The following is a 16721-nucleotide window of genomic DNA, read 5'->3' on the forward strand; positions in this document are numbered from 1 at the left end:
ATTGTCGGCCGACTCTCCCTGTTCCAGCATGTGCACAGCGTGCAGTCGCTCCTCGAACGTGGCCCGCCGCCCCTTTAACGCCATGCATTCATGATCTCACAGAATGTAATTCCATGGGTCCAGAAACCCATAATCTCCTTAGATCATGGCGTCCATCGCGTTGGCGATCTTTCGGTCCGCTTCTGCCGTGCTGTGCTGCTAGATCAACGCCGCCCGTATCGAGTCGTGTCCCATCCGGCCCGTGAGATCTCTGAGGCTCGCGCCAGACGCCGCGGCGATCGTGTTTCCGGTGTGCCGGAGATCGTGGAAATGCAGGCAGGGAAGCCGATCTTCTTCGTGTCCTCGTCCCACTTGGCCACGCGCTGGAAGTTGCTTCGCCGCAGGATGCCGCCTCGCATTCCGGTGAAGATCAAGGCTTCCGGTTCGGGACCGGTAAAGGTCTCCAGGTGCTCACGGAGTGCCGGGATGATCGCGTTGGGAATGGCCACAGTACGGACGCCCGCTTCCGACTTGGGCGGCCCGACCAGAAGTTCGCCCGAGTCCAGCTCGACATGCTGTTGCCGAACGCTGACGGCCTTCTTTACGAGGTCAAGCGGCGGCGCACCGCGCCGCCGTAAGGCCCGCTCTGGCGCTGGGGCGCTGCGCGTGCGGCCTGGGGGCCGTTCTCGCGCGCCGCGCCGCGCGGGCCTTACGGCGGTGCGGCACGCCGCACGCTCTGGTGACGGCTCACAGGCCGTCGTTTCTCTTCCGGTCGTGCCGTAGCGCGAGCCGCACCGCGAAGTAGACGATCAGGAAGAGCATGGCTACCTGAATCGCGATCAGCAGCAGCTCCGGCAGTCCGAGTCCGAACAATGGACACCTCGCAGCAATGAAGGAATAAGCAGTATGCCGCCAATAGCGCGGCGCTGTCGATCAATTGCCTCCGGCGGGGGCCCCAGCTCCGGGATGATCGCGACGAGCCCGAGCCGGGTCCGTAGTGGCTTGGGGTAGGCCTGATCGTCCCGCCTGCCCCGACCCAGGCAGAGCCCAGCCCTGACTCCTCCAGCTCAAGCCCGTCCGTGACCGTTGGAATCTGATGATCGAGGAACGGTGGCCGGTTGAGGTACACGCGAGGACGGGCTTGACCTTCCGTCGTCGGCCCGCTGTCGCTTCGCCCTTGATCGTCGTGCCATTAGCGTGCCATTAGAGCAGCTCGGATACGGCCGGCGGGGGAGCGCTGTCCCAGGTCGGCCCGCAGGTCAGCGTACCGCCGGGAGCGATCTTGGCTCCTTGCAAGCGAGGGGTCACTGGTTCGAACCCAGTACCGCCCACCTGTATAAACACCCTGTCTGTGATCTTGTAAACGGCGTCTGGGTGACTAAGTGGTCCGCTCCGGAAGTCCTTCAGGGGGTTGACTCCGGAGCCGGTACCATGCATATCGCTTCGTCAGATGTCGGGCGCGGCGAGGTAGAGGCCGCAGGAGCAGTCCAGGGCCTCCTCGGGGGAGTCGGCGAAGGCGCCGGCGGGCAGGGCGGGCTCGGCATCACCAAGGGCCATAGACGGCCCTGCCTCTCAGGTCGGCGCTCGAACTGTCCAGCGCCACGGCAGTCTCTCAGACCCGCGCCGCCTCCGAGCTGGGTGGCAGCGGCCGAAGCACATATGGCTGCACGGTTCGGCAGCGAGTCGTCGTCTTGCCGGTGATCCTCAGGAGCACAAGGCGTGCTCGGCAGTGCTGACCAGGGTCGCGGTGACGTGGTCGGGTTGCAGCGCGCGGCCGGTATAGAGCAGGTCGAAGCTGTCGAAACTGGTCAGCAGCCACAGCACGTCGGCGGCCTTTGCGGCGGTGAGGCCGTCGCGGAGCACGCCTTGCTCGGCCAGCCGGCCGGCGAGGCCGCTCATGCCTTCGGCGCGTCCACGTTCCAGGCGTTGGACCGCGCCGCCGACCGCTTCGGCGTCGAGTTGGGCCATCGAGAACAACGCGCGCAGCACGTCCCGGTGCGCCGCGTACATCAGCACGTTGCCGCGGATGCCGCCGCGCAGGCCCTCCCGGGCATCCGGGTGGAGCACCGCGTGCACCATGTCGGTGAATCCGCCGCGTTGGAGCAGGTCCATGCCGAGCGCGTCGAACAAGCCCGCGCGTGAGCCGAAGACCGTGTAGACGGTGGAGCGGGACACCTCCGCGAGCTTGGCGACCTTGTCGACGCTGACCGCTTCGGACGGCGCCTCACGCAGGCGCTGGTAGACGGCGTCGAGGATGCGGCGCCTTGTCTCCTCCGCGGCCCGGGCGCGCAGGCACTGCTCGTACTTTCGAGTCGGGGGCATGACTCAGCACCCTAGCATTCGCTTGACAGTCTGTCTTTTGAAAGACAGGCTGTCCGATGAAATCTGGGTCGACCGATGCACCGCAGAGAAGGGAACGGCATGCGCGTGATGATCCGGTACACGGTCAGGCCGGAACGAGTGGGGCAGAGCGTGGCGTTGCTGCACGCCGTCTACGCGGATCTTGAACGGGCCCGTCCGCACGGCCTGCGCTACGACACCTTTCGGCTCGACGGCAGCGGCAGCTTTCTGGCCCTGATCGAGTCTGAGGGGGACCCGGTAGCGGCCCCGCACCACCGGCTGTCCTCGTTCCAGCGTTACCGCACCGCCCTGAGTGAGATTTGCACGGAGCCGCCCACCGTGTCCTACCTGGACGAAGTCGGCTCCTACCGATCCGAGTGACAGCGGCCAAAACAGCCGCCAACGCACCACCACAGCAAGGAGATAGAGCGCATGATCCGGATTGCCGTCATCATCGGCAGTACCCGTCCCGGACGCCGGGCCGAGGCCGTGGCCCGGTGGGTCGCCGACACCTCCGTCCGCCATCCCGCCGTCACCGCCGGCCAGGCGGCCGTTGAGGTGGTCGACATAGCCGCATACGGACTCCCCCTGCTGGACGAGCCAATGCCCGCGGCCTTCGGCCGCTACGCCAACGCGCACACCCACCGATGGGCGGATACCATCGCCGCCTTCGACGGGTTCGTGTTCGTCACCCCGGAATACAACCGCTCCTTCCCCGCCGCGCTGAAGAACGCGATCGACTTCCTCTACGCGGAATGGCACCACAAGGCCGCCGGGTTCGTCGGCTACGGCGTACACGGCGGCATCCGCGCGGTGGAGCAGCTGCGGCAAGTGATGGCAGAGGCGAAGATCGCCGACGTGCAGACTCAGGTGGCCCTGGCGATGTTCACCGACTTCGTCTTCACCGACCCCACCGATCCAACCGACCCGGGCACCTGCACACCGAGCACCCGCCAGGAATCGACCCTCGCCACCATGCTCGACGAGATCATCGCCTGGTCCCATGCACTCAAGCCGCTACGCGACCCGTCGGCGGCACCCGAACCGCTCCCCGCCTGACCCGGACAGCGGGCCGCCCGGTCCCCCGCATCCCGTTGAGGACCGACTGCGTGGACCGGGCCGCTCCGCCTCCGCACGGCGCCATGCAGCCACATGTCGAGGCATACGCCTCGCAGAAACAAGCAGTTCTGCGAGGCCGCGCCCAACGGTCGAGAGGTTTCCGTGCCCGTTGCCACCGCATGCCCGATAGCCCTGGCCGCCGGCGAGCGGCACCGGTTGAAGAAGATGGCCTGGGGCCACAAGACCGAGTACCGGCTGCGCCTACGCGCGCAGATCGTCCTGCACGCGGCACGTGGGCTGGCCAACGCTCGGATCGCGGAGCGCGTAGGGGCGCACGTAGACACCGTGCGTAGGTGGCGGGGCCGCTTCGCCGAAGCGAGGCTGCCCGGCCTGGCGGACCGCAAGCGCACCGGCCGCCCACCCTCCTTCACCGCACTGCAGACCGCCCAGGTCAAGGCCCTGGCCCGTCAGTTGCCCGCCGAAACCGGCGTGCCGCTGTCCCGCTGGAGCTGCCCGGAGCTGGCCCGCGAGGCCGTCGAGCGGGGCATCGCGACCTTCCTGTCGGCCTCCACCGTGCGCCGCTGGCTCGCACGGGACGCGCTCAAGCCCTGGCAGCACCGCTCCTGGATCTTCATCACCGACCCCGACTTCCGCACCAAGGCCGCCCGGGTCCTGGACCTATACGCCCGCACCTGGCAGAGCAAGCCGCTCGACCAAGACGAGTACGTCATCAGCGCAGACGAGAAGACCTCCATCCAGGCCCGCTGCCGCTGCCACCCCACCCTGGCCCCCGGGCAGGCCCGCGCCATGCGCGTCAACCACACCTACGGCCGCGGCGGCGCCCTGGCCTACCTCGCCGCCTACGACGTCCACCACGCCAAGGTGTTCGGCCGCACCGAACCACGCACCGGCATCGACCCGTTCATGAACCTGGTCACCCAGGTCATGAACCAGGAGCCCTACGCCAGCGCCAAGCGGGTGTTCTGGATCGTCGACAACGGCTCCTCCCGCCGCGGGAAGAAGGCCGCCGACCGGCTGACGGCCGCCTTTCCGAACGCGGTGACGGTCCACACCCCGGTGCACTCCTCCTGGCTGAACCAGGTCGAGATCTACTTCTCCGTCGTACACCGCAAGGTCGTCTCGCCCAACGACTTCACCGACCTCGCCGAGGTCGGGGACCGGCTCCGAGGGTTCGAAGTCCGCTACAACGCCACGGCACAGCCGTTCCAGTGGAAGTTCACCACCTCCGACCTGGACGATCTGCTGGCCAGGCTCGACCGGCACACCGCCGATCACCAGGAAGAATCCTCCGTCGGTCTGGCAGCATGATCAACCCCCGAACGATTTCCGGAGCCGACCACTAAGTGAGTGACCGGCTCCCGAAGATCTTGTCCATTGCTGCGGCTCCCTGCGTGATCATGCCGGGTTTGGTGCCGGTAGACCGTCTCGGTGACCACCGTGTTGGAGTGCCCGACCAAGCGAGAAACACCAGTGGCCCAGGGCAGCGTGGTGGAGGCGGAGCACACTGAACTCGGGACGTGCCAGCCAGGCAACTCACCATGGACGCTGCTGAACTGTTGTCGGTGTACGGCACGCTGTACCTCACCGGGTCATGGCGGCGGCGCGAGGCGATGACCGCAGCACTACACGGGTGTTCATTGCCGAGGCGGAGGAGTCGGCGGGCGCGGCTGGGCAGGGATGCCAACTATGTTTGGACGGCGTTAGGGCCGACGAACGTCCGCATCCATGAGTGGCGACGGCAATCAAGCTCGGAGACATCCAGGTCGCCGTAGATCTCGGGCCGAGGCTGGACACCAGCGGCCTTCCAATCGAAGGGCAAGCCCGGCTTCCGACTCGCTGCCCTTGCCCGGTGACTACACATCGTGTGAAGGCAGCCCTCGTGGCGTAAGGTCGAGGCCGTGAACGACCAGGAGGCCGTACCGTTCGCTCAGGCCCATGCTGCCGCTGGAGCGCTGTTCTTCGATGACGACGGTCGTGTGCTGCTTGTCCGGCCCACGTACAAGCCCTACCTGGACATCCCTGGCGGGTACGTCGAGCCGAGGGAGACGCCGCATCAGGCGTGCGTGCGTGAGGTTCACGAAGAGTTGGGAATTCGGCCGGCCATCGGCCGTCTCCTCGTGGTCGACTGGGCGCCTCTCCCGCAGGAGGGGGATAAGGTCCTGTTCGTGTTCGACGGCGGCACCCTCGATTGCGAGACCATTCAGCAGATCAGGTTCGCTGACAACGAGTTGAGCGCGTACGAGTTCCACCGCGTTGAAGACCTAGACGGCCTTTTGATCGAGCGCCTTGCCCGTCGGATCAATGCCGCTGTCATGGCTCACGAGCTGGGTGAGACCGTCTATCTGGAACATGGCCAGGCCATCCCCGCTGAGTGACCAAAGGGGCCAGACCGATGTCAACGACGTTGCAAAGCGAGCAACTCTGAGACCGTGACGAATCGATATCCTTGGTCACGGAGGCCGGTGACCAGGCCTTTGATGGCCTCGCGAGCGTTCCGCCCACTGGCGTACCACGGGTGGAGCAAGATGATCGATCCTGGCCTTGTCTCCTCCCGCACAGCCGCGACGATCTCGGCGGCCGTGGGAGTCGTGCCGGAGTCCGGCTCCACGTCCCACATGACCGTGCGCCTCTGGTTGTGGGCCAGATACAGCGGTAGCACCAGCAATTTCTTGCCCGTCGGCGGACGGAACAGGATCTCGCCACGCTGCCCCGCCGTCCGGATGGCCGCATCGGTGCGCTCAACCTCACTCGCCACGGTAGAGGGCGAAACGAAGATCATCCGCCGATGGGTGTAGGTGTGGTTGGCGAGCTGATGCCCCTTGGCGACCAGCGCATGCGCGTCCTGTGGCCGGGCTGCGACCTGGGAGCCGACGACGAAGAACGTCGCGCGGACGCGCTGCTCGGCGAGGATCTCGATGATCTCGGGGGTGTGCTCGTCAGGGCCGTCGTCGAAGGTCAGGGCAACGACCTTCCCGTCGGTCGCCACGCGGTCGGTCAGCTCGCCCGCCAGCTGGAAGGTCCGCGCGTTCATCAGCTGGTACAGGCTCATCGCTCCTAGGAGGAGGATGAAGAAAAAGGCCGTGAGAAACTTGAGCCGTCTTCTCCGCATGGTCGTTGCTGCCGCGTTCATAGGTGATCATGGAAGCACAAGCCGGAAGGGGCCCGTTTCCAATCGTGGAAACGGGGTTTGAGTGACCAACTCCCAAAGCGGGTCCGGGCCGGAGGTTCGGGGCTGCAGGGCTACCGAGGTCGGTTGCCCTTCCTTTTGCGGCCGGCCGGCACGGCCCGGCGGCCGGAGCCACTCTGTGCGGGTTTTTGTGCCTGTCGCCGTGCCGGTTTCTCCGCAGGGGAGGCGGGAGTACGGCCCCGCGAGCTGTTCACTGTCCGCCCGCGGACGATACCGATGAAATCTTCCACCAGGTCAGTGGTCGCGTCCGTGGGCCAGGCCAGCGCGACCTGAGACTGCGGCGCGTCCGGCACCGGCCGGTAAGTGAGATCCCTGCGGTGGTGGAGGCGTGCCAGCGACTGCGGAACCAGGAGAAGTCCGGTGCCGGCCGCTACCAGCTCGACCGCGTCCGCCGTCGTGGCCGGACGGGTGAACGCGGGCAGCCCGGGCCGGACCGTCCATTCGATGGTGTCGTCCAGAGGATGGAACACCTCGTCGTCGGTCAGGTCGGCGGTGGCCACCTCGTCGACGGCGGCCACCGCGTGGTCCTTGGGCACCACGACCACGGTGGTCTCCACGTAGAGAGGAATCACGCTGAGCCCGTCCCGGTCGACCGGCAGCCTGACGAATCCGGCGTCGGCACCGCCATCCCGCAGGAGTCCCACCACCTCGGCGGCGGGAGCCGCGACCAGGGTGACCGGCACGCCGGGCATCCTCTCGGTCCAGACGTTGACCCATTTCGCGGGTGTCACCCCGGGTACGTACGCCAGCCGGAACACCCTGCCGGTCTCTCCATCAGTCACTTCCTCAGGGTACCGACGTCGGGGGAACCCGTTCCGATTGACTATTCTTGGCGCCATGACCTCGCCCAAACCGAAGACCATCCAGACGATGAAGCCCGAGACCGCGGCCAAGAAGCTGGGTGTTCTCCTCTCGGCCACTCCCGCCGAGTTCCAGGCGGGTGTCGTCTCCAGGGACGAGCTGAACGAGTTGCAGTCGACGCCGCCCGCCTGGCTCGCTGACCTGCGCCGCAACGGCCCGCACCCCAAGCAGGTCGTCGCCGCGAAGCTCGGGGTCTCCAATTCCGGCCTGACCAGAGGCGGGATCACCGGACCGCTCACCACGGCTGAGATCGATGCGCTGAAAGCGGAGAACCCAGCGTGGCTGGAGCGCGAGCGGTCCATCCAGGCCGAGACCCGCAAAGAAGCACTCCGCCTCAAGCAACGCTAGACAGCCGAGACCCGGAGCGGCTGATCAACTATGGTGGCCGGCCGTGAGAACCCTCATCGTCGGCGGCGGTGAGCTCGCCCGACGGTGTTCGCCGGCAGGGCACGAGGTTGCTGCGACGCGGCTCTGGCCTGTGCAGGCTCACCTGGCGCTGCCCGTCGGCGCCGGCTCGCCCGCCGCGTACCGGACCGCCAGCCGGGCCAGCGCCACCGCGGCGAGGAACAGGCCGAAGTCGCGCAGGGCGACGTCGTAGAAGCCGGGGAAGGTCAGCAGGTTGATGATGATCCCGGCCAGCCAGGCGGCCACGAGCAGGCCGCCGAACCGCGGCGTCAGAGCGACCACGATCCCGGCCAGGATCTCGACGACGCCCACGGCGTACATGGCCTGCTGGGCGGTTCCGGGGACGATGCCGTCGATCCAGGGGGCGAGGTAGGTCGGCCAGTCCACGAGTAGGTTCGCGAACTTGTCCAGCCCGAACAGGATCGGGGCGACGGTGAAAGCTGTGCGCAGGACGAGGAACGCCTGGTACCCGGGGTCGGTCAGGGCCGCGCGGCCGCTGGCCTTGGAGGCGACAGAACCCATGGTGATCTCCTTCTAAAATAGGCTGGTGTTAGCATTAGAACGCCACAAGTTTCTTTCGTCAAGCATGATTGGTTTTAGAAGGTCATGAGCGAGCCCTTGGAGACACGCGTCTCCGCCGTCGCGGCGCTCGACGAGCCGACGCGGCGAAGGCTGTACGACCATGTCGTGCGCCAGCCACGACCGGTGAGCCGGGACGAGGCCGCCGAGGCTCTCCAGCTCTCGCGGGCGACCGCGGCGTTCCACCTCGACCGGCTCGCCGACGCGGGCCTGCTCGACGTCGTCTACGAGCGGCGCACCGGCCGGTCGGGGCCGGGCGCCGGTCGGCCCTCCAAGCTGTACCGCCGATCAGCGCGCCAGCTCACCGTTTCGGTCCCCGAGCGCCGCTACGACCTCGCCGGACGACTCCTCGCAGCTGCGCTGGAGGAGGCCGAACGTTCAGGGGAGCCGCCCCAGGCGGTCCTCGGTCGACGCGCATACGGAGTGGGCAGGGAGTTCGGCGAGACGGCGCGCTCGGGCGGCGGCGACCAGGCCGGCCAGGACGAGGTCCTGCGCGTCCTGGAGGAGTACGGCTTCCAGCCGCGTGTCGAGGACGGCGAGGTGCTCCTCGGTAACTGTCCGTTCCACGCCCTCGCCCGGGACTTCACCGAGCTGGTGTGCGGCATGAACCTGCACCTGCTCGACGGAGTCCTCGACGGCCTGTCCGTCACCGAGTTGCGCGCCCGCCTCGACCCGGCGCCCGACCAGTGTTGTGTGCGCCTCGAACCCTCGAGTCCCACGAGGTGATCGACACCGGTGTTCGACGCGCTCCTCGCCAGGACCGTCGACCTGGTCGAGAAGTCGTGGGATGTCCGCATGTCGTATGCGAACAGCCAGGGCTGAGCGACCGGCTTCCGACGATCCGGTCCACGGCCCGGCTCCCCGCGTGAACACCGGCCGGATCTCGTGACTCGCGACCGACGGCGTACTCCGTTACGAGCAGGCCCACTCCTCTGACTGGGGTGTGCCGCCGGCCGTGCCGCAGGCGTTCGCGGTGTTCGGCCCCACGGCCCGCAAGCTCATCAATCCGGCGGCCGAGGTGCGGTGGACAGAGTACGGGCGGGGCAGGCACTTCCCGGCGATGGAGGCGCCGGAGGTGCCGGCCGCGGACCTGCGTACCTTCTTCGGCGGGTTGAAGTGAGCGGTCGGCCGGGTTGGTCAAAGTGGCCGGGGGCACCGCCGCCCTCGACACCGTACGGTCGGAGCTGTCCGCACTGGGGGACGCCGAGGAGGACCACACGACGGAGCTGTACACCGACGCGGTTCGCCGGCGGCGGGGGTATCCCGCGCTCCTAAGATCGACTCATGAGAGCCGGGTACAGCGAGGCGTTGGCGATGCTCGGGTACGTGCTGGGCATGGTCGTCACGCCCGTGGTCGGCAGCTGGGCGAACAGGTGGGATGTGGCAGTCGGCGACACGCTGCTCATGTGCTCCCTGCTGTTCGAGCTGGCGTTCTTCTTCGGGCTCGTTCGCCTCCTCTTTCGCGGTGCGCGCTGGTTGGTCCACGCCCCTGAACGGCGGCGAAGGCGGACGGTGAGCCGGCCGGCTCCCTGACGCGCGTCAGCCTCGTACGGTCTGGGTGGCGACGAGGTCGGCGTACTTGCCGCCCAGGGCCATCAGCTCGGCGTGGGTGCCGCGTTGCACGACCCGTCCGGAGTCGATGACGAGGATCAGGTCGGCGTCCCTGACGGTGCTGAGCCGGTGCGCGATGACGATCCGGGTCTGGACGAGGCGGCTCAGGTTGGCCTCGATGACCGCCTCGGTGGCGCTGTCGAGGTTGCTGGTGGCCTCGTCGAGCAGCAACACCTTGGGCCGCGACAGGACGGCGCGGGCCAGGGCGAGCCGCTGCCGCTGGCCGCCGGACAGGCCGCCGCCGTCGGTGAGCATGGTCTCGTAGCCCATCGGCATCGCCATGATCTCGTCGTGCAGCGCGGCCAGCCGGGCCGCGGCGACGACCCGCTGCAGGGAGGCTCCGGGGTCGTTCATCGCGATGTTCTCCCTGATCGAGCCGCTGAACAGGGAAGGGTCCTGGGTGACCACGCCGAATTGGCGGCGCAGGGTGCGCAGGTTCAGCTCGGCGGCGGGCACCCCGTCGTAGCGGATCTCGCCCTCGACCGGCAGGTGCAGGGCGAGCAGCAACCTGGCCAGGGTGCTCTTGCCCGAGCCCGAGGCGCCCACGAGGGCGACCTTCTGGCCCGGCCGGATGGCGACCGAGACGCTCCGCACCGTCCACGGGCCGCGGGGGTCGTGCCGGAAGCTCACGCCGCGCAGCTCGACGGCGCCGCGCAGCCGGAGCACCTCGATGCCGTCGCTCGGCTCGGGCTCGGAGGCCAGGATGTCCGAGAGCCGGTCGAAGTGCGCGCCGGCCTGCTGCAGGCTCTGCAGGCCGGTCATCAGCGAGCTCAGCGGGGTCAGCGCGCCGAGCGCGATGGCGTTGAGCGCGATCAGCTCGCCCACCGTGAGCTGGCCGTCCAGCACCCGCCAGGCGCCGAGCCACAGCAGCCCGAGCGGGGCCACCACCCTGATCGCGGACAGCGCGGCCTCCAGCAGGCCCCTGGTCAGGCCGCTGCGCACATCGGCGTTGAGCTGCTTGGCGAAGTGGCCCGACCACTGTTCCACCGCCCGCTTCTCGGCCCCCGACGCCTTCAGCGTCTCGATGCCGGTGATCGCCTGGATGAGGCTGCTCTGCGAGGCGGACAGCGCGGTCAGCTCCTGCTGGGTGAGCATGGCGATGCGGTTGGTGGTGGCCAGCAGCAGGACCGTCTGAAGCAGGGCCACTCCGGTCAGCGCCAGCCCGAAGACGGGATCCCACAGGTAGACCAGCACGAGGTAGCCCACGGCGAGCGGGCCGTCCAGCAGCGCCGCCACGACCTGACCGGTGAGGATGTCGCCCAGGGTCGAGACGCTGGCGGCCCGGGTCACCAGGTCGCCCTTGCCGCGCTGGGTGAAGTAACGGTAGGGCAGCGCCACCAGGTGGCCGACCACCCCCTCGGTGAGCTCCTGGTCGGCCCGGGCGCGCACGGCCACCAGCAGTGCCGCCCGCAGGTAGCCGATCACGAGCTGGGCCACCCCCGCCAGGAGCACGGCGCCGCCCAGCAGGGACAGGAGCTCCGCGCCCCGCGACGGGACGATCGTGTCGATCAGCAGCTCGGAGAACAGCGGCAGGGCCAGCCCGAGCAGCTGCAGCAGCAGCGAGGCGGCGATGACCTGCGCGAGCAGGCCACGGCGGCGCCGGAACAGGGTGCGGATGAACTCGCGGCGCCAGGCGCTCGCCATCGAGGACGTGCCGCGGTGGAATCCCTCGCCGGGTTCGAAGACCAGCAGCACGCCGGTGAACCCGGCGCCGAACTCCTCAGGGGTGAGCCGGCGGCGGCCCTGGCCCGGGTCGACGAGGTCCACCCGGTCGGGCGACCAGCGTTCGACCACCACGAAGTGGTTGAACTCCCAGTGCGCGATCGCGGGAAGCGGCACGCGCGCCAGGTCCTCGGGCGCGAGGGAGAACGCCCGCGCCTTCAGGCCGTGCTCGCGGGCGCCGTCCACGATGGCCTTGGCGCTGAGCCCGTCCCTGCCGACCTGGAGCCGTTCGGCGACCTGGAGCAGGGTGGTGCGCCGGCCGTGGTGGCAGAGCACCATGGCCAGGCAGGCCGCGCCGCATTCGGTGTCGGTGTTCTGCAGCAGGACCGGGAGGCGGCGCCTCATCGGGCCGTCTCCACGATCACCGCGAGCAGCACGGCGCCGGCCGCGACGATGGCCGCCACCGCCACCCACAGCAGCAGGAACGAGGGCGTCCTGATCACCAGCGGCATCCGGGCGCGGGCGCCGTCGCGGCTGCGCAGCGCCTCCTCCCGGTAGACGGCGCGCCGCCGGGGGGTGTCGGGGCCGGTCATGACCAGTGCCAGGCGATCGTGGCCGCGGCGCGGCGCTCCGCCAGCCAGCCGGCGAACGCGGCGCGCCCGGCGGCGGCCAGCGTCTCGGCGTCTCCGGCGGCCGGACTCCTGGACAGCACGGCGCCGGTCAGGAACCCGCCGCCGGGCGCCTCCTCCGGGCCGACGACCCGGCCGGACGGCGCGCCGCGCAGGACCGGGGGCAGCTCCGCCTCCCAGCGGGTCGCCACGGTCACCACCACGTCGCCGAACGAGGGGAGACCGGTGAGCAGGTCGCCGGGGGTGTCGGCGGCCACCTTCTCCGATCCGGTGACCCATACGGCCCTGACGCGGGCGAAGTCGCCGGGACGCGCGGCCAGATGGGCGGGAGCCAGCTCGGCCTCCTTGTCCAGCCGGAACCGCCGGCGGCGGGCGATCTCGCCGATGTAGGCCTCGAACCGCTCGCCGGACATGCCCGCCTCGGTCATCCAGGCCAGCGTCGAGGCGCGGTCGTGCAGGCCCCGGCCGCGGCGGAACTCGTCGGCCGTCGCCTGGAGGTCCGCCGCGCTCACCGGCCCGGCGTCCTCGCCGGCCGCGGCGAGCAGGCACTGGTCGACGATCTCCTGGTACGGCGAGGCGTCCCGGCGCGACAGCGAGCGCAGCATGGTCAGCGCCTGGGGCACCGACACGTGCACGTCGTCGACGCTGACCAGGTGCCCGGCCGCCCAGTGTGTCGAGTGGTCGACCAGCCAGGGCACACCGTCCTCGGGCGGGGCGGTCAGCGCCACCGTGCCACCGCCGGGGTGGTCGAGGATCAGGTCGTAGTCGACCAGAGGGGTTCCCGGGCGCTCGTCGACGACGAGCTGCGCGCGGACCCCGGGGTGCCGCGCGGCCCACTCGTCCGCCGCGCGGCGGGCGGCGGCGACGCCGGAACGGCGGCGGGGCAGCGAGCGCAGCAGGTCGGCCCCGGATTCCAGGGCCTCGGCCAGATCGGTCACAGGTTCTCTCCGTCCATGAGCCAGTCCGCGATCGCGTCGCTGACGGGCAGCCCGGCCCACAGTTCGACGAATCCCCAGGCGCCGTTGGAGTTGAGCTCCAGGAAGACGTACTCGCCGCCGGGCGTGACGATGAAGTCCAGGGCGGCGTAGGTGAGGCCGACGTCGGCGACCAGCCGGGCGCAGCGCCGCGCCACCTCGGCGGGCAGGTCGTGGGGTCCGTAGCCGACGCGGTCGTTGTCGTAGTGCCGCCAGTCGTCGCGCGCCGTGGTGGAGGCCGACACGTCGATCTCCGCGGCGAACACCCGCTCCCCGACGACGATCACCCGCAGCTCGACGGCCTTGGGCACGTACGGCTGCAGGATGATCGGCTCGTGCTGGATCCGGTGCCGGGAGGTCAGGTGCCGGCGCGTGACCACGGTCGTGTACGCGCGGTGCGGGGCGCCGTCGATCTGGAACCGCTCGGCGGCGATCTGCTTGGCCACCAGCCGGCCCGACGCCGACTCGTAGGCGCCCGCCAGCCGCGCGGGATCGTTGGTGTAGGTCGTGTCGGGCACGGTGAAGCCCAGGTCGATCGCCCGCGCCAGATGGAAGATCTTGTTGTGCGCGCGGAGCTCGTCCGCGCGGCGCCCGGGGAGCCAGCGCGCGGTCAGCAGGCTCCACACGCCGTCGAGCATGACCTCCGACTGGATCTGGACGTGCGCGCGCTGGCTCGGGTCGGTCACGCCGTCGGCCGCCCTCGGGCCGCTCGGCCGGCTGCGCCACACGGCGGTGACGCGGGACAGGTCGACCGTCGCCGTGCCGGTGTCGAGGAGCAGCCGCCGCCGGCCGCCGGCGAACGACGCGGTGATCCGGCTGCGCGCGGGGTAGTCGCCGTTGTCCCACCACAGGACGGGGACGCCGCCCGAGGGGGAGTCCGACCCCACCAGCCGGGCGCCGCGGCGGCGCAGCGCGGCCAGCACCGTCTCGGCCGCGCCGTCCCCGCGTTCGCTCATGATCAGTATCACTGCCGGTCCTGTCTCGAAGGCGCGGTGGACCGTGTTGTCACGTTCCACCGCGCCGCGTTCATCCGATGGGTGTTAGATCAGCCACCACTCGTAGGGCACGTCGTCGAGGGTCCAGGCGCTGGCCACCCACTCCTTCCGACGGCTGCCGGCCACCTCGCCGAGCTCGGCGTCGGTCAGCTCCGCCCCCTCGAAAGGCAGATCGTCAATCGTGATCTTCGACATGATCGTTCCTTCCGGCCGCGTCACCGCGGCCTCGTTCGGTCTCCCGGCTCTCGTTCCGAGTGCCGGCCGCCGAGGCTCTGTATCGGCCCCCGCTTGGACGAGAAGAACGCTAGGAGCGGCCTCTTGGAACTCGCTTGGGATCTACTATGAGCCCCCCTCGGATTCTGTGAATCCCCGTCAGGCGGGACGCCCGCGTTCCCGGCCTGTTGATGGGTAGGGGAGGGACGAGGAACGGAGGAGGTGAAGATCGTGAACGAGAAACACTGGGACGTTCAGATCGACATATCCGAGAACGACGACACCACGACCGCTCAGGCCACCCTTGCCACTCCGGCCGACGCACAGTTGACCGGCTACGGCGAGGCGCATCGCAACCCGCACGACCCGCCCGCCGCGGGGATCGGCGACGAGCTCGCCGCCGCCCGCGCGCTGGAGGACCTCACCCGGCAACTGCTCGGTGTGGCCGACCAGGATGTCGTGCGCAACGCGAGGTCCGGGTCGCAGATGCCGCTGGTGTGACCACGCCCGCGGCCGGCCGCGCCCGGGGGAGGGGCGGACGCCGGCCGTAGGGGGCACGGCGGGGGGCCGTGAGGATTTGTCACAGGGGATGCTCGTCGCCGTGAACGTGAAGTAGTTGACCGAGATCGACGCGCGTTCGGGGGCTGATCGAAAACAGAACGTCACCGCTTTGCGGGCGTGCGGCACGATGGCGCTCATCGTAGGTGGGGCTCTATCGGTGATGACGCTTGTCTTCTCGCCGGGCGAGCCGCCGTTCCAGATCATCACGGTGTCCATCGCGGCGGCCGTGATAGGGCTCGGCATGCGCCTCGAGGCGGCGCTCCGAGAGCGGCGCTCCGAGAGCGGCGTGGGCACGGCCGGGCCTCCCGGCCTGCTCACGGGCCGGGCCGGCGCCGGACGAGGGTGGACGGACAGGTGGCGGGGGTCCCCTACCCTGAGGCGCATGATTCGCATCGCCACCCCTGACGACGTCCCCGTGATCCTCGAACTGATCCATGACCTGGCCGAATACGAGAAGGCCCCGCAGGAGGTCCAGGTCACCGAGGAGCAGTTGCGCGACACGCTCTTCGGCGACTCGCCCGCCGTGTTCGCGCACATCGCCGAGGACGAGGGCGAGGTCGCCGGCTTCGCGATGTGGTTCCTCAACTACTCCACCTGGCGCGGCACGCATGGCATCTACCTGGAGGACCTGTACGTACGGCCGGACCTGCGTGGCGGCGGGCACGGCAAGGCGCTGCTGACGGAGCTGGCCCGGATCTGCGTCGAGCGCGGTTACCAGCGGCTCGAATGGTCGGTGCTCAACTGGAACGAGCCGGCCATCCGGTTCTACCGGTCGCTCGGCGCCGGCCCGATGGACGAGTGGACCACGTTCAGGCTGACCGACGAGCCGCTCCGGCGGCTGGGACGCGCGCCGGTCGCGGCCGGTCAGGAAGGCGCGTCGCGGTAGATGACGAGATCGTAGGCGTAGCGGTCGCCGCGGTAGAGCGACTCGGCCCGCTCGACGGCCCGGCCGCGGGCGTCGTAGCCGGTGCGCCGCACCAGGAACGCGGGCGAGAACACCGGCACCTGGAGGGCCTCGGCGTCGGCGGGGCCGAGCACGGTGGCCCGGATCGTCTGCTCGGCGCGCCGCGGCACGACGCCGTGCCTGAGGGCCAGTTCCTCGTAGAGCGACCCGTCGAGGTCCAGGGCGCCGGGCACCAGGTCGGCGGGCAGGTAGCAGTCCTCCAGGCAGATCGGCTCGTCGTCGGCGGTGCGCACCCGGCGGATGCGCAGCACCTCGGCCGAAGGGCTGATGCGCAGGGCCTGGCCGATCTCGGCTCCCGCCTGGACGCGCTCACTGGACACCGACCGGGCCCCGGGACGCAGCCCGCGCGAGCGCATGTCCTCGCTGAAGGAGGTCAGCTCGACCGGTTTGGCGGTGCGCGGCTCGCTGACGAAGGTGCCGGACCCCTGCACCCGGTAGACCAGCCCTTCGAGCTCCAACTGGTCGAGGACGCGCCGGACGGTGAGGCGGCTGAGCGCGAACTCGTCCGAGAGAGCGCGTTCGGTCGGCAGCCGGTCGTGTGGCGAGAGCCGCTCGGTGACGAGGGCGCGCAGGTGCCGGCGCAGCTGGGCGGACTTGGCAGGCGGCATGGGCCCCCTTCCCGGGTTCGCGTACCGGACGACTTTAATCTTGACCATATGCTCAATATTGGGCTATACCAAT

General features: G+C 69.5%; 22 protein-coding genes. 10 read left to right on the plus strand and 12 right to left on the minus strand.

Annotated elements, in window-relative coordinates; all coding sequences use genetic code 11:
• Nucleotides 1-203: 203 nt before the first annotated feature.
• From AB0C16_RS01610 to AB0C16_RS01620, 3 genes are all read right to left on the minus strand, one after another.
• A complete protein-coding gene (locus tag AB0C16_RS01610; RefSeq protein WP_357677724.1) occupies nt 204-488 on the minus strand; it encodes a hypothetical protein in 285 nt (94 codons plus the stop codon).
• A 238-nt stretch (nt 489-726) separates the two neighbouring features.
• Nucleotides 727-852 (minus strand): hypothetical protein, encoded by a 126-nt coding sequence (locus AB0C16_RS01615; RefSeq protein ID WP_357677726.1) that lies wholly within the window; start codon nt 850-852, stop codon nt 727-729.
• A gap of 831 nt (nt 853-1683) precedes the next feature.
• Nucleotides 1684-2301 (minus strand): TetR/AcrR family transcriptional regulator, encoded by a 618-nt coding sequence (locus AB0C16_RS01620; RefSeq protein WP_357677728.1) that lies wholly within the window; start codon nt 2299-2301, stop codon nt 1684-1686.
• Between the two features lie 99 nt (nt 2302-2400).
• On the opposite strand from AB0C16_RS01620, the gene AB0C16_RS01625 reads away from it, so the two are divergent.
• The 4 genes from AB0C16_RS01625 to AB0C16_RS01640 all read left to right on the plus strand — a co-directional run bounded on the left by AB0C16_RS01625 (nt 2401) and on the right by AB0C16_RS01640 (nt 5774).
• Nucleotides 2401-2700, plus strand: coding sequence for a hypothetical protein (locus tag AB0C16_RS01625; RefSeq protein WP_357677730.1), 300 nt, complete (start codon nt 2401-2403; stop codon nt 2698-2700).
• Between the two features lie 51 nt (nt 2701-2751).
• Nucleotides 2752-3378, plus strand: a complete 627-nt coding sequence (locus tag AB0C16_RS01630) for an NAD(P)H-dependent oxidoreductase (RefSeq protein WP_357677732.1) — start codon at nt 2752-2754, stop codon at nt 3376-3378.
• A gap of 162 nt (nt 3379-3540) precedes the next feature.
• Nucleotides 3541-4707: an IS630 family transposase gene (locus AB0C16_RS01635; protein ID WP_357677734.1), complete on the plus strand. Its 1167-nt coding sequence runs from the start codon at nt 3541-3543 to the stop codon at nt 4705-4707.
• 590 nt (nt 4708-5297) lie between these two features.
• Nucleotides 5298-5774: an NUDIX hydrolase gene (locus tag AB0C16_RS01640; protein ID WP_357677737.1), complete on the plus strand. Its 477-nt coding sequence runs from the start codon at nt 5298-5300 to the stop codon at nt 5772-5774.
• Nucleotides 5775-5794: 20 nt separating this feature from the next.
• On the opposite strand, the gene AB0C16_RS01645 is transcribed toward AB0C16_RS01640, so the two are convergent.
• Nucleotides 5795-6448 carry a polysaccharide deacetylase family protein gene (locus AB0C16_RS01645; protein ID WP_357677739.1) on the minus strand — a complete coding sequence of 218 codons (654 nt, stop codon included), beginning with the start codon at nt 6446-6448 and terminating at the stop codon, nt 5795-5797.
• A gap of 191 nt (nt 6449-6639) precedes the next feature.
• The gene (locus tag AB0C16_RS01650; protein WP_357677741.1) at nt 6640-7368 is read right to left on the minus strand and encodes a LysR family substrate-binding domain-containing protein; all 729 of its coding nucleotides are present in this window, start codon (nt 7366-7368) and stop codon (nt 6640-6642) included.
• A gap of 55 nt (nt 7369-7423) precedes the next feature.
• On the opposite strand from AB0C16_RS01650, the gene AB0C16_RS01655 reads away from it, so the two are divergent.
• A complete protein-coding gene (locus tag AB0C16_RS01655; RefSeq protein WP_357677744.1) occupies nt 7424-7795 on the plus strand; it encodes a DUF5997 family protein in 372 nt (123 codons plus the stop codon).
• 138 nt (nt 7796-7933) lie between these two features.
• On the opposite strand, the gene AB0C16_RS01660 is transcribed toward AB0C16_RS01655, so the two are convergent.
• Nucleotides 7934-8374 carry a hypothetical protein gene (locus AB0C16_RS01660; protein ID WP_357677745.1) on the minus strand — a complete coding sequence of 147 codons (441 nt, stop codon included), beginning with the start codon at nt 8372-8374 and terminating at the stop codon, nt 7934-7936.
• 84 nt (nt 8375-8458) lie between these two features.
• Between AB0C16_RS01660 and AB0C16_RS01665 the strand changes: the two genes are divergently transcribed.
• The 3 genes from AB0C16_RS01665 to AB0C16_RS01675 all read left to right on the plus strand — a co-directional run bounded on the left by AB0C16_RS01665 (nt 8459) and on the right by AB0C16_RS01675 (nt 9964).
• Entirely contained in the window at nt 8459-9157 is a 699-nt protein-coding gene (locus AB0C16_RS01665; RefSeq protein WP_357677748.1) for a helix-turn-helix domain-containing protein, read from the plus strand.
• A gap of 229 nt (nt 9158-9386) precedes the next feature.
• Complete coding sequence (locus AB0C16_RS01670) at nt 9387-9551, plus strand: hypothetical protein (RefSeq protein WP_357677750.1); 165 nt, start codon at nt 9387-9389, stop codon at nt 9549-9551.
• Nucleotides 9552-9715: 164 nt separating this feature from the next.
• Nucleotides 9716-9964, plus strand: coding sequence for a hypothetical protein (locus AB0C16_RS01675; RefSeq protein WP_357677752.1), 249 nt, complete (start codon nt 9716-9718; stop codon nt 9962-9964).
• A 6-nt stretch (nt 9965-9970) separates the two neighbouring features.
• Here the strand turns inward: AB0C16_RS01675 and AB0C16_RS01680 are convergent, their stop codons facing one another.
• The 5 genes from AB0C16_RS01680 to AB0C16_RS01700 all read right to left on the minus strand — a co-directional run bounded on the left by AB0C16_RS01680 (nt 9971) and on the right by AB0C16_RS01700 (nt 14497).
• Nucleotides 9971-12109: a peptidase domain-containing ABC transporter gene (locus AB0C16_RS01680; RefSeq protein ID WP_357677754.1), complete on the minus strand. Its 2139-nt coding sequence runs from the start codon at nt 12107-12109 to the stop codon at nt 9971-9973.
• A complete protein-coding gene (locus tag AB0C16_RS01685; protein ID WP_357677757.1) occupies nt 12106-12297 on the minus strand; it encodes a hypothetical protein in 192 nt (63 codons plus the stop codon). The genes AB0C16_RS01680 and AB0C16_RS01685 overlap by 4 nt, the downstream gene beginning before the upstream one ends.
• Nucleotides 12294-13271, minus strand: a complete 978-nt coding sequence (locus tag AB0C16_RS01690) for a TIGR04500 family putative peptide maturation system protein (RefSeq protein ID WP_357677759.1) — start codon at nt 13269-13271, stop codon at nt 12294-12296. The genes AB0C16_RS01685 and AB0C16_RS01690 overlap by 4 nt, the downstream gene beginning before the upstream one ends.
• Complete coding sequence (locus tag AB0C16_RS01695) at nt 13268-14263, minus strand: hypothetical protein (RefSeq protein ID WP_357677762.1); 996 nt, start codon at nt 14261-14263, stop codon at nt 13268-13270. The genes AB0C16_RS01690 and AB0C16_RS01695 overlap by 4 nt, the downstream gene beginning before the upstream one ends.
• Before the next feature lie 84 nt (nt 14264-14347).
• On the minus strand, nt 14348-14497 hold the full coding sequence (locus tag AB0C16_RS01700; RefSeq protein WP_357677764.1) for a putative ATP-grasp target RiPP: 150 nt from the start codon (nt 14495-14497) through the stop codon (nt 14348-14350).
• Nucleotides 14498-14746: 249 nt separating this feature from the next.
• Here AB0C16_RS01700 and AB0C16_RS01705 point away from each other — a divergent pair, with 249 nt between their 5' ends.
• Both AB0C16_RS01705 and AB0C16_RS01710 read left to right on the plus strand, forming a co-directional pair.
• A complete protein-coding gene (locus tag AB0C16_RS01705; RefSeq protein ID WP_357677766.1) occupies nt 14747-15016 on the plus strand; it encodes a dsRBD fold-containing protein in 270 nt (89 codons plus the stop codon).
• 442 nt (nt 15017-15458) lie between these two features.
• Nucleotides 15459-15962 (plus strand): GNAT family N-acetyltransferase, encoded by a 504-nt coding sequence (locus tag AB0C16_RS01710; protein WP_357678215.1) that lies wholly within the window; start codon nt 15459-15461, stop codon nt 15960-15962.
• On the opposite strand, the gene AB0C16_RS01715 is transcribed toward AB0C16_RS01710, so the two are convergent.
• Complete coding sequence (locus AB0C16_RS01715; RefSeq protein ID WP_357677768.1) at nt 15941-16648, minus strand: GntR family transcriptional regulator; 708 nt, start codon at nt 16646-16648, stop codon at nt 15941-15943. The genes AB0C16_RS01710 and AB0C16_RS01715 overlap by 22 nt on opposite strands.
• Nucleotides 16649-16721 lie beyond the last annotated feature (73 nt).

It is taken from the genome of Nonomuraea sp. NPDC048916 (genome assembly GCF_040649575.1).
Classification (GTDB): domain Bacteria; phylum Actinomycetota; class Actinomycetes; order Streptosporangiales; family Streptosporangiaceae; genus Nonomuraea.

Excerpts from the sequence above, each read along its gene's own strand:
- AB0C16_RS01685 (WP_357677757.1), bottom strand. The coding sequence starts at position 12,297 with ATGACCGGCCCCGACACCCCCCGGCGGCGCGCCGTCTACCGGGAGGAG.
- AB0C16_RS01665 (WP_357677748.1), top strand. The coding sequence starts at position 8,459 with ATGAGCGAGCCCTTGGAGACACGCGTCTCCGCCGTCGCGGCGCTCGAC.
- AB0C16_RS01630 (WP_357677732.1), top strand. The coding sequence starts at position 2,752 with ATGATCCGGATTGCCGTCATCATCGGCAGTACCCGTCCCGGACGCCGG.
- AB0C16_RS01655 (WP_357677744.1), top strand. The coding sequence starts at position 7,424 with ATGACCTCGCCCAAACCGAAGACCATCCAGACGATGAAGCCCGAGACC.
- AB0C16_RS01625 (WP_357677730.1), top strand. The coding sequence starts at position 2,401 with ATGCGCGTGATGATCCGGTACACGGTCAGGCCGGAACGAGTGGGGCAG.
- AB0C16_RS01645 (WP_357677739.1), bottom strand. The coding sequence starts at position 6,448 with ATGAGCCTGTACCAGCTGATGAACGCGCGGACCTTCCAGCTGGCGGGC.
- AB0C16_RS01660 (WP_357677745.1), bottom strand. The coding sequence starts at position 8,374 with ATGGGTTCTGTCGCCTCCAAGGCCAGCGGCCGCGCGGCCCTGACCGAC.
- AB0C16_RS01620 (WP_357677728.1), bottom strand. The coding sequence starts at position 2,301 with ATGCCCCCGACTCGAAAGTACGAGCAGTGCCTGCGCGCCCGGGCCGCG.
- AB0C16_RS01695 (WP_357677762.1), bottom strand. The coding sequence starts at position 14,263 with ATGAGCGAACGCGGGGACGGCGCGGCCGAGACGGTGCTGGCCGCGCTG.
- AB0C16_RS01710 (WP_357678215.1), top strand. The coding sequence starts at position 15,459 with ATGATTCGCATCGCCACCCCTGACGACGTCCCCGTGATCCTCGAACTG.
- AB0C16_RS01715 (WP_357677768.1), bottom strand. The coding sequence starts at position 16,648 with ATGCCGCCTGCCAAGTCCGCCCAGCTGCGCCGGCACCTGCGCGCCCTC.
- AB0C16_RS01680 (WP_357677754.1), bottom strand. The coding sequence starts at position 12,109 with ATGAGGCGCCGCCTCCCGGTCCTGCTGCAGAACACCGACACCGAATGC.
- AB0C16_RS01675 (WP_357677752.1), top strand. The coding sequence starts at position 9,716 with ATGAGAGCCGGGTACAGCGAGGCGTTGGCGATGCTCGGGTACGTGCTG.
- AB0C16_RS01700 (WP_357677764.1), bottom strand. The coding sequence starts at position 14,497 with ATGTCGAAGATCACGATTGACGATCTGCCTTTCGAGGGGGCGGAGCTG.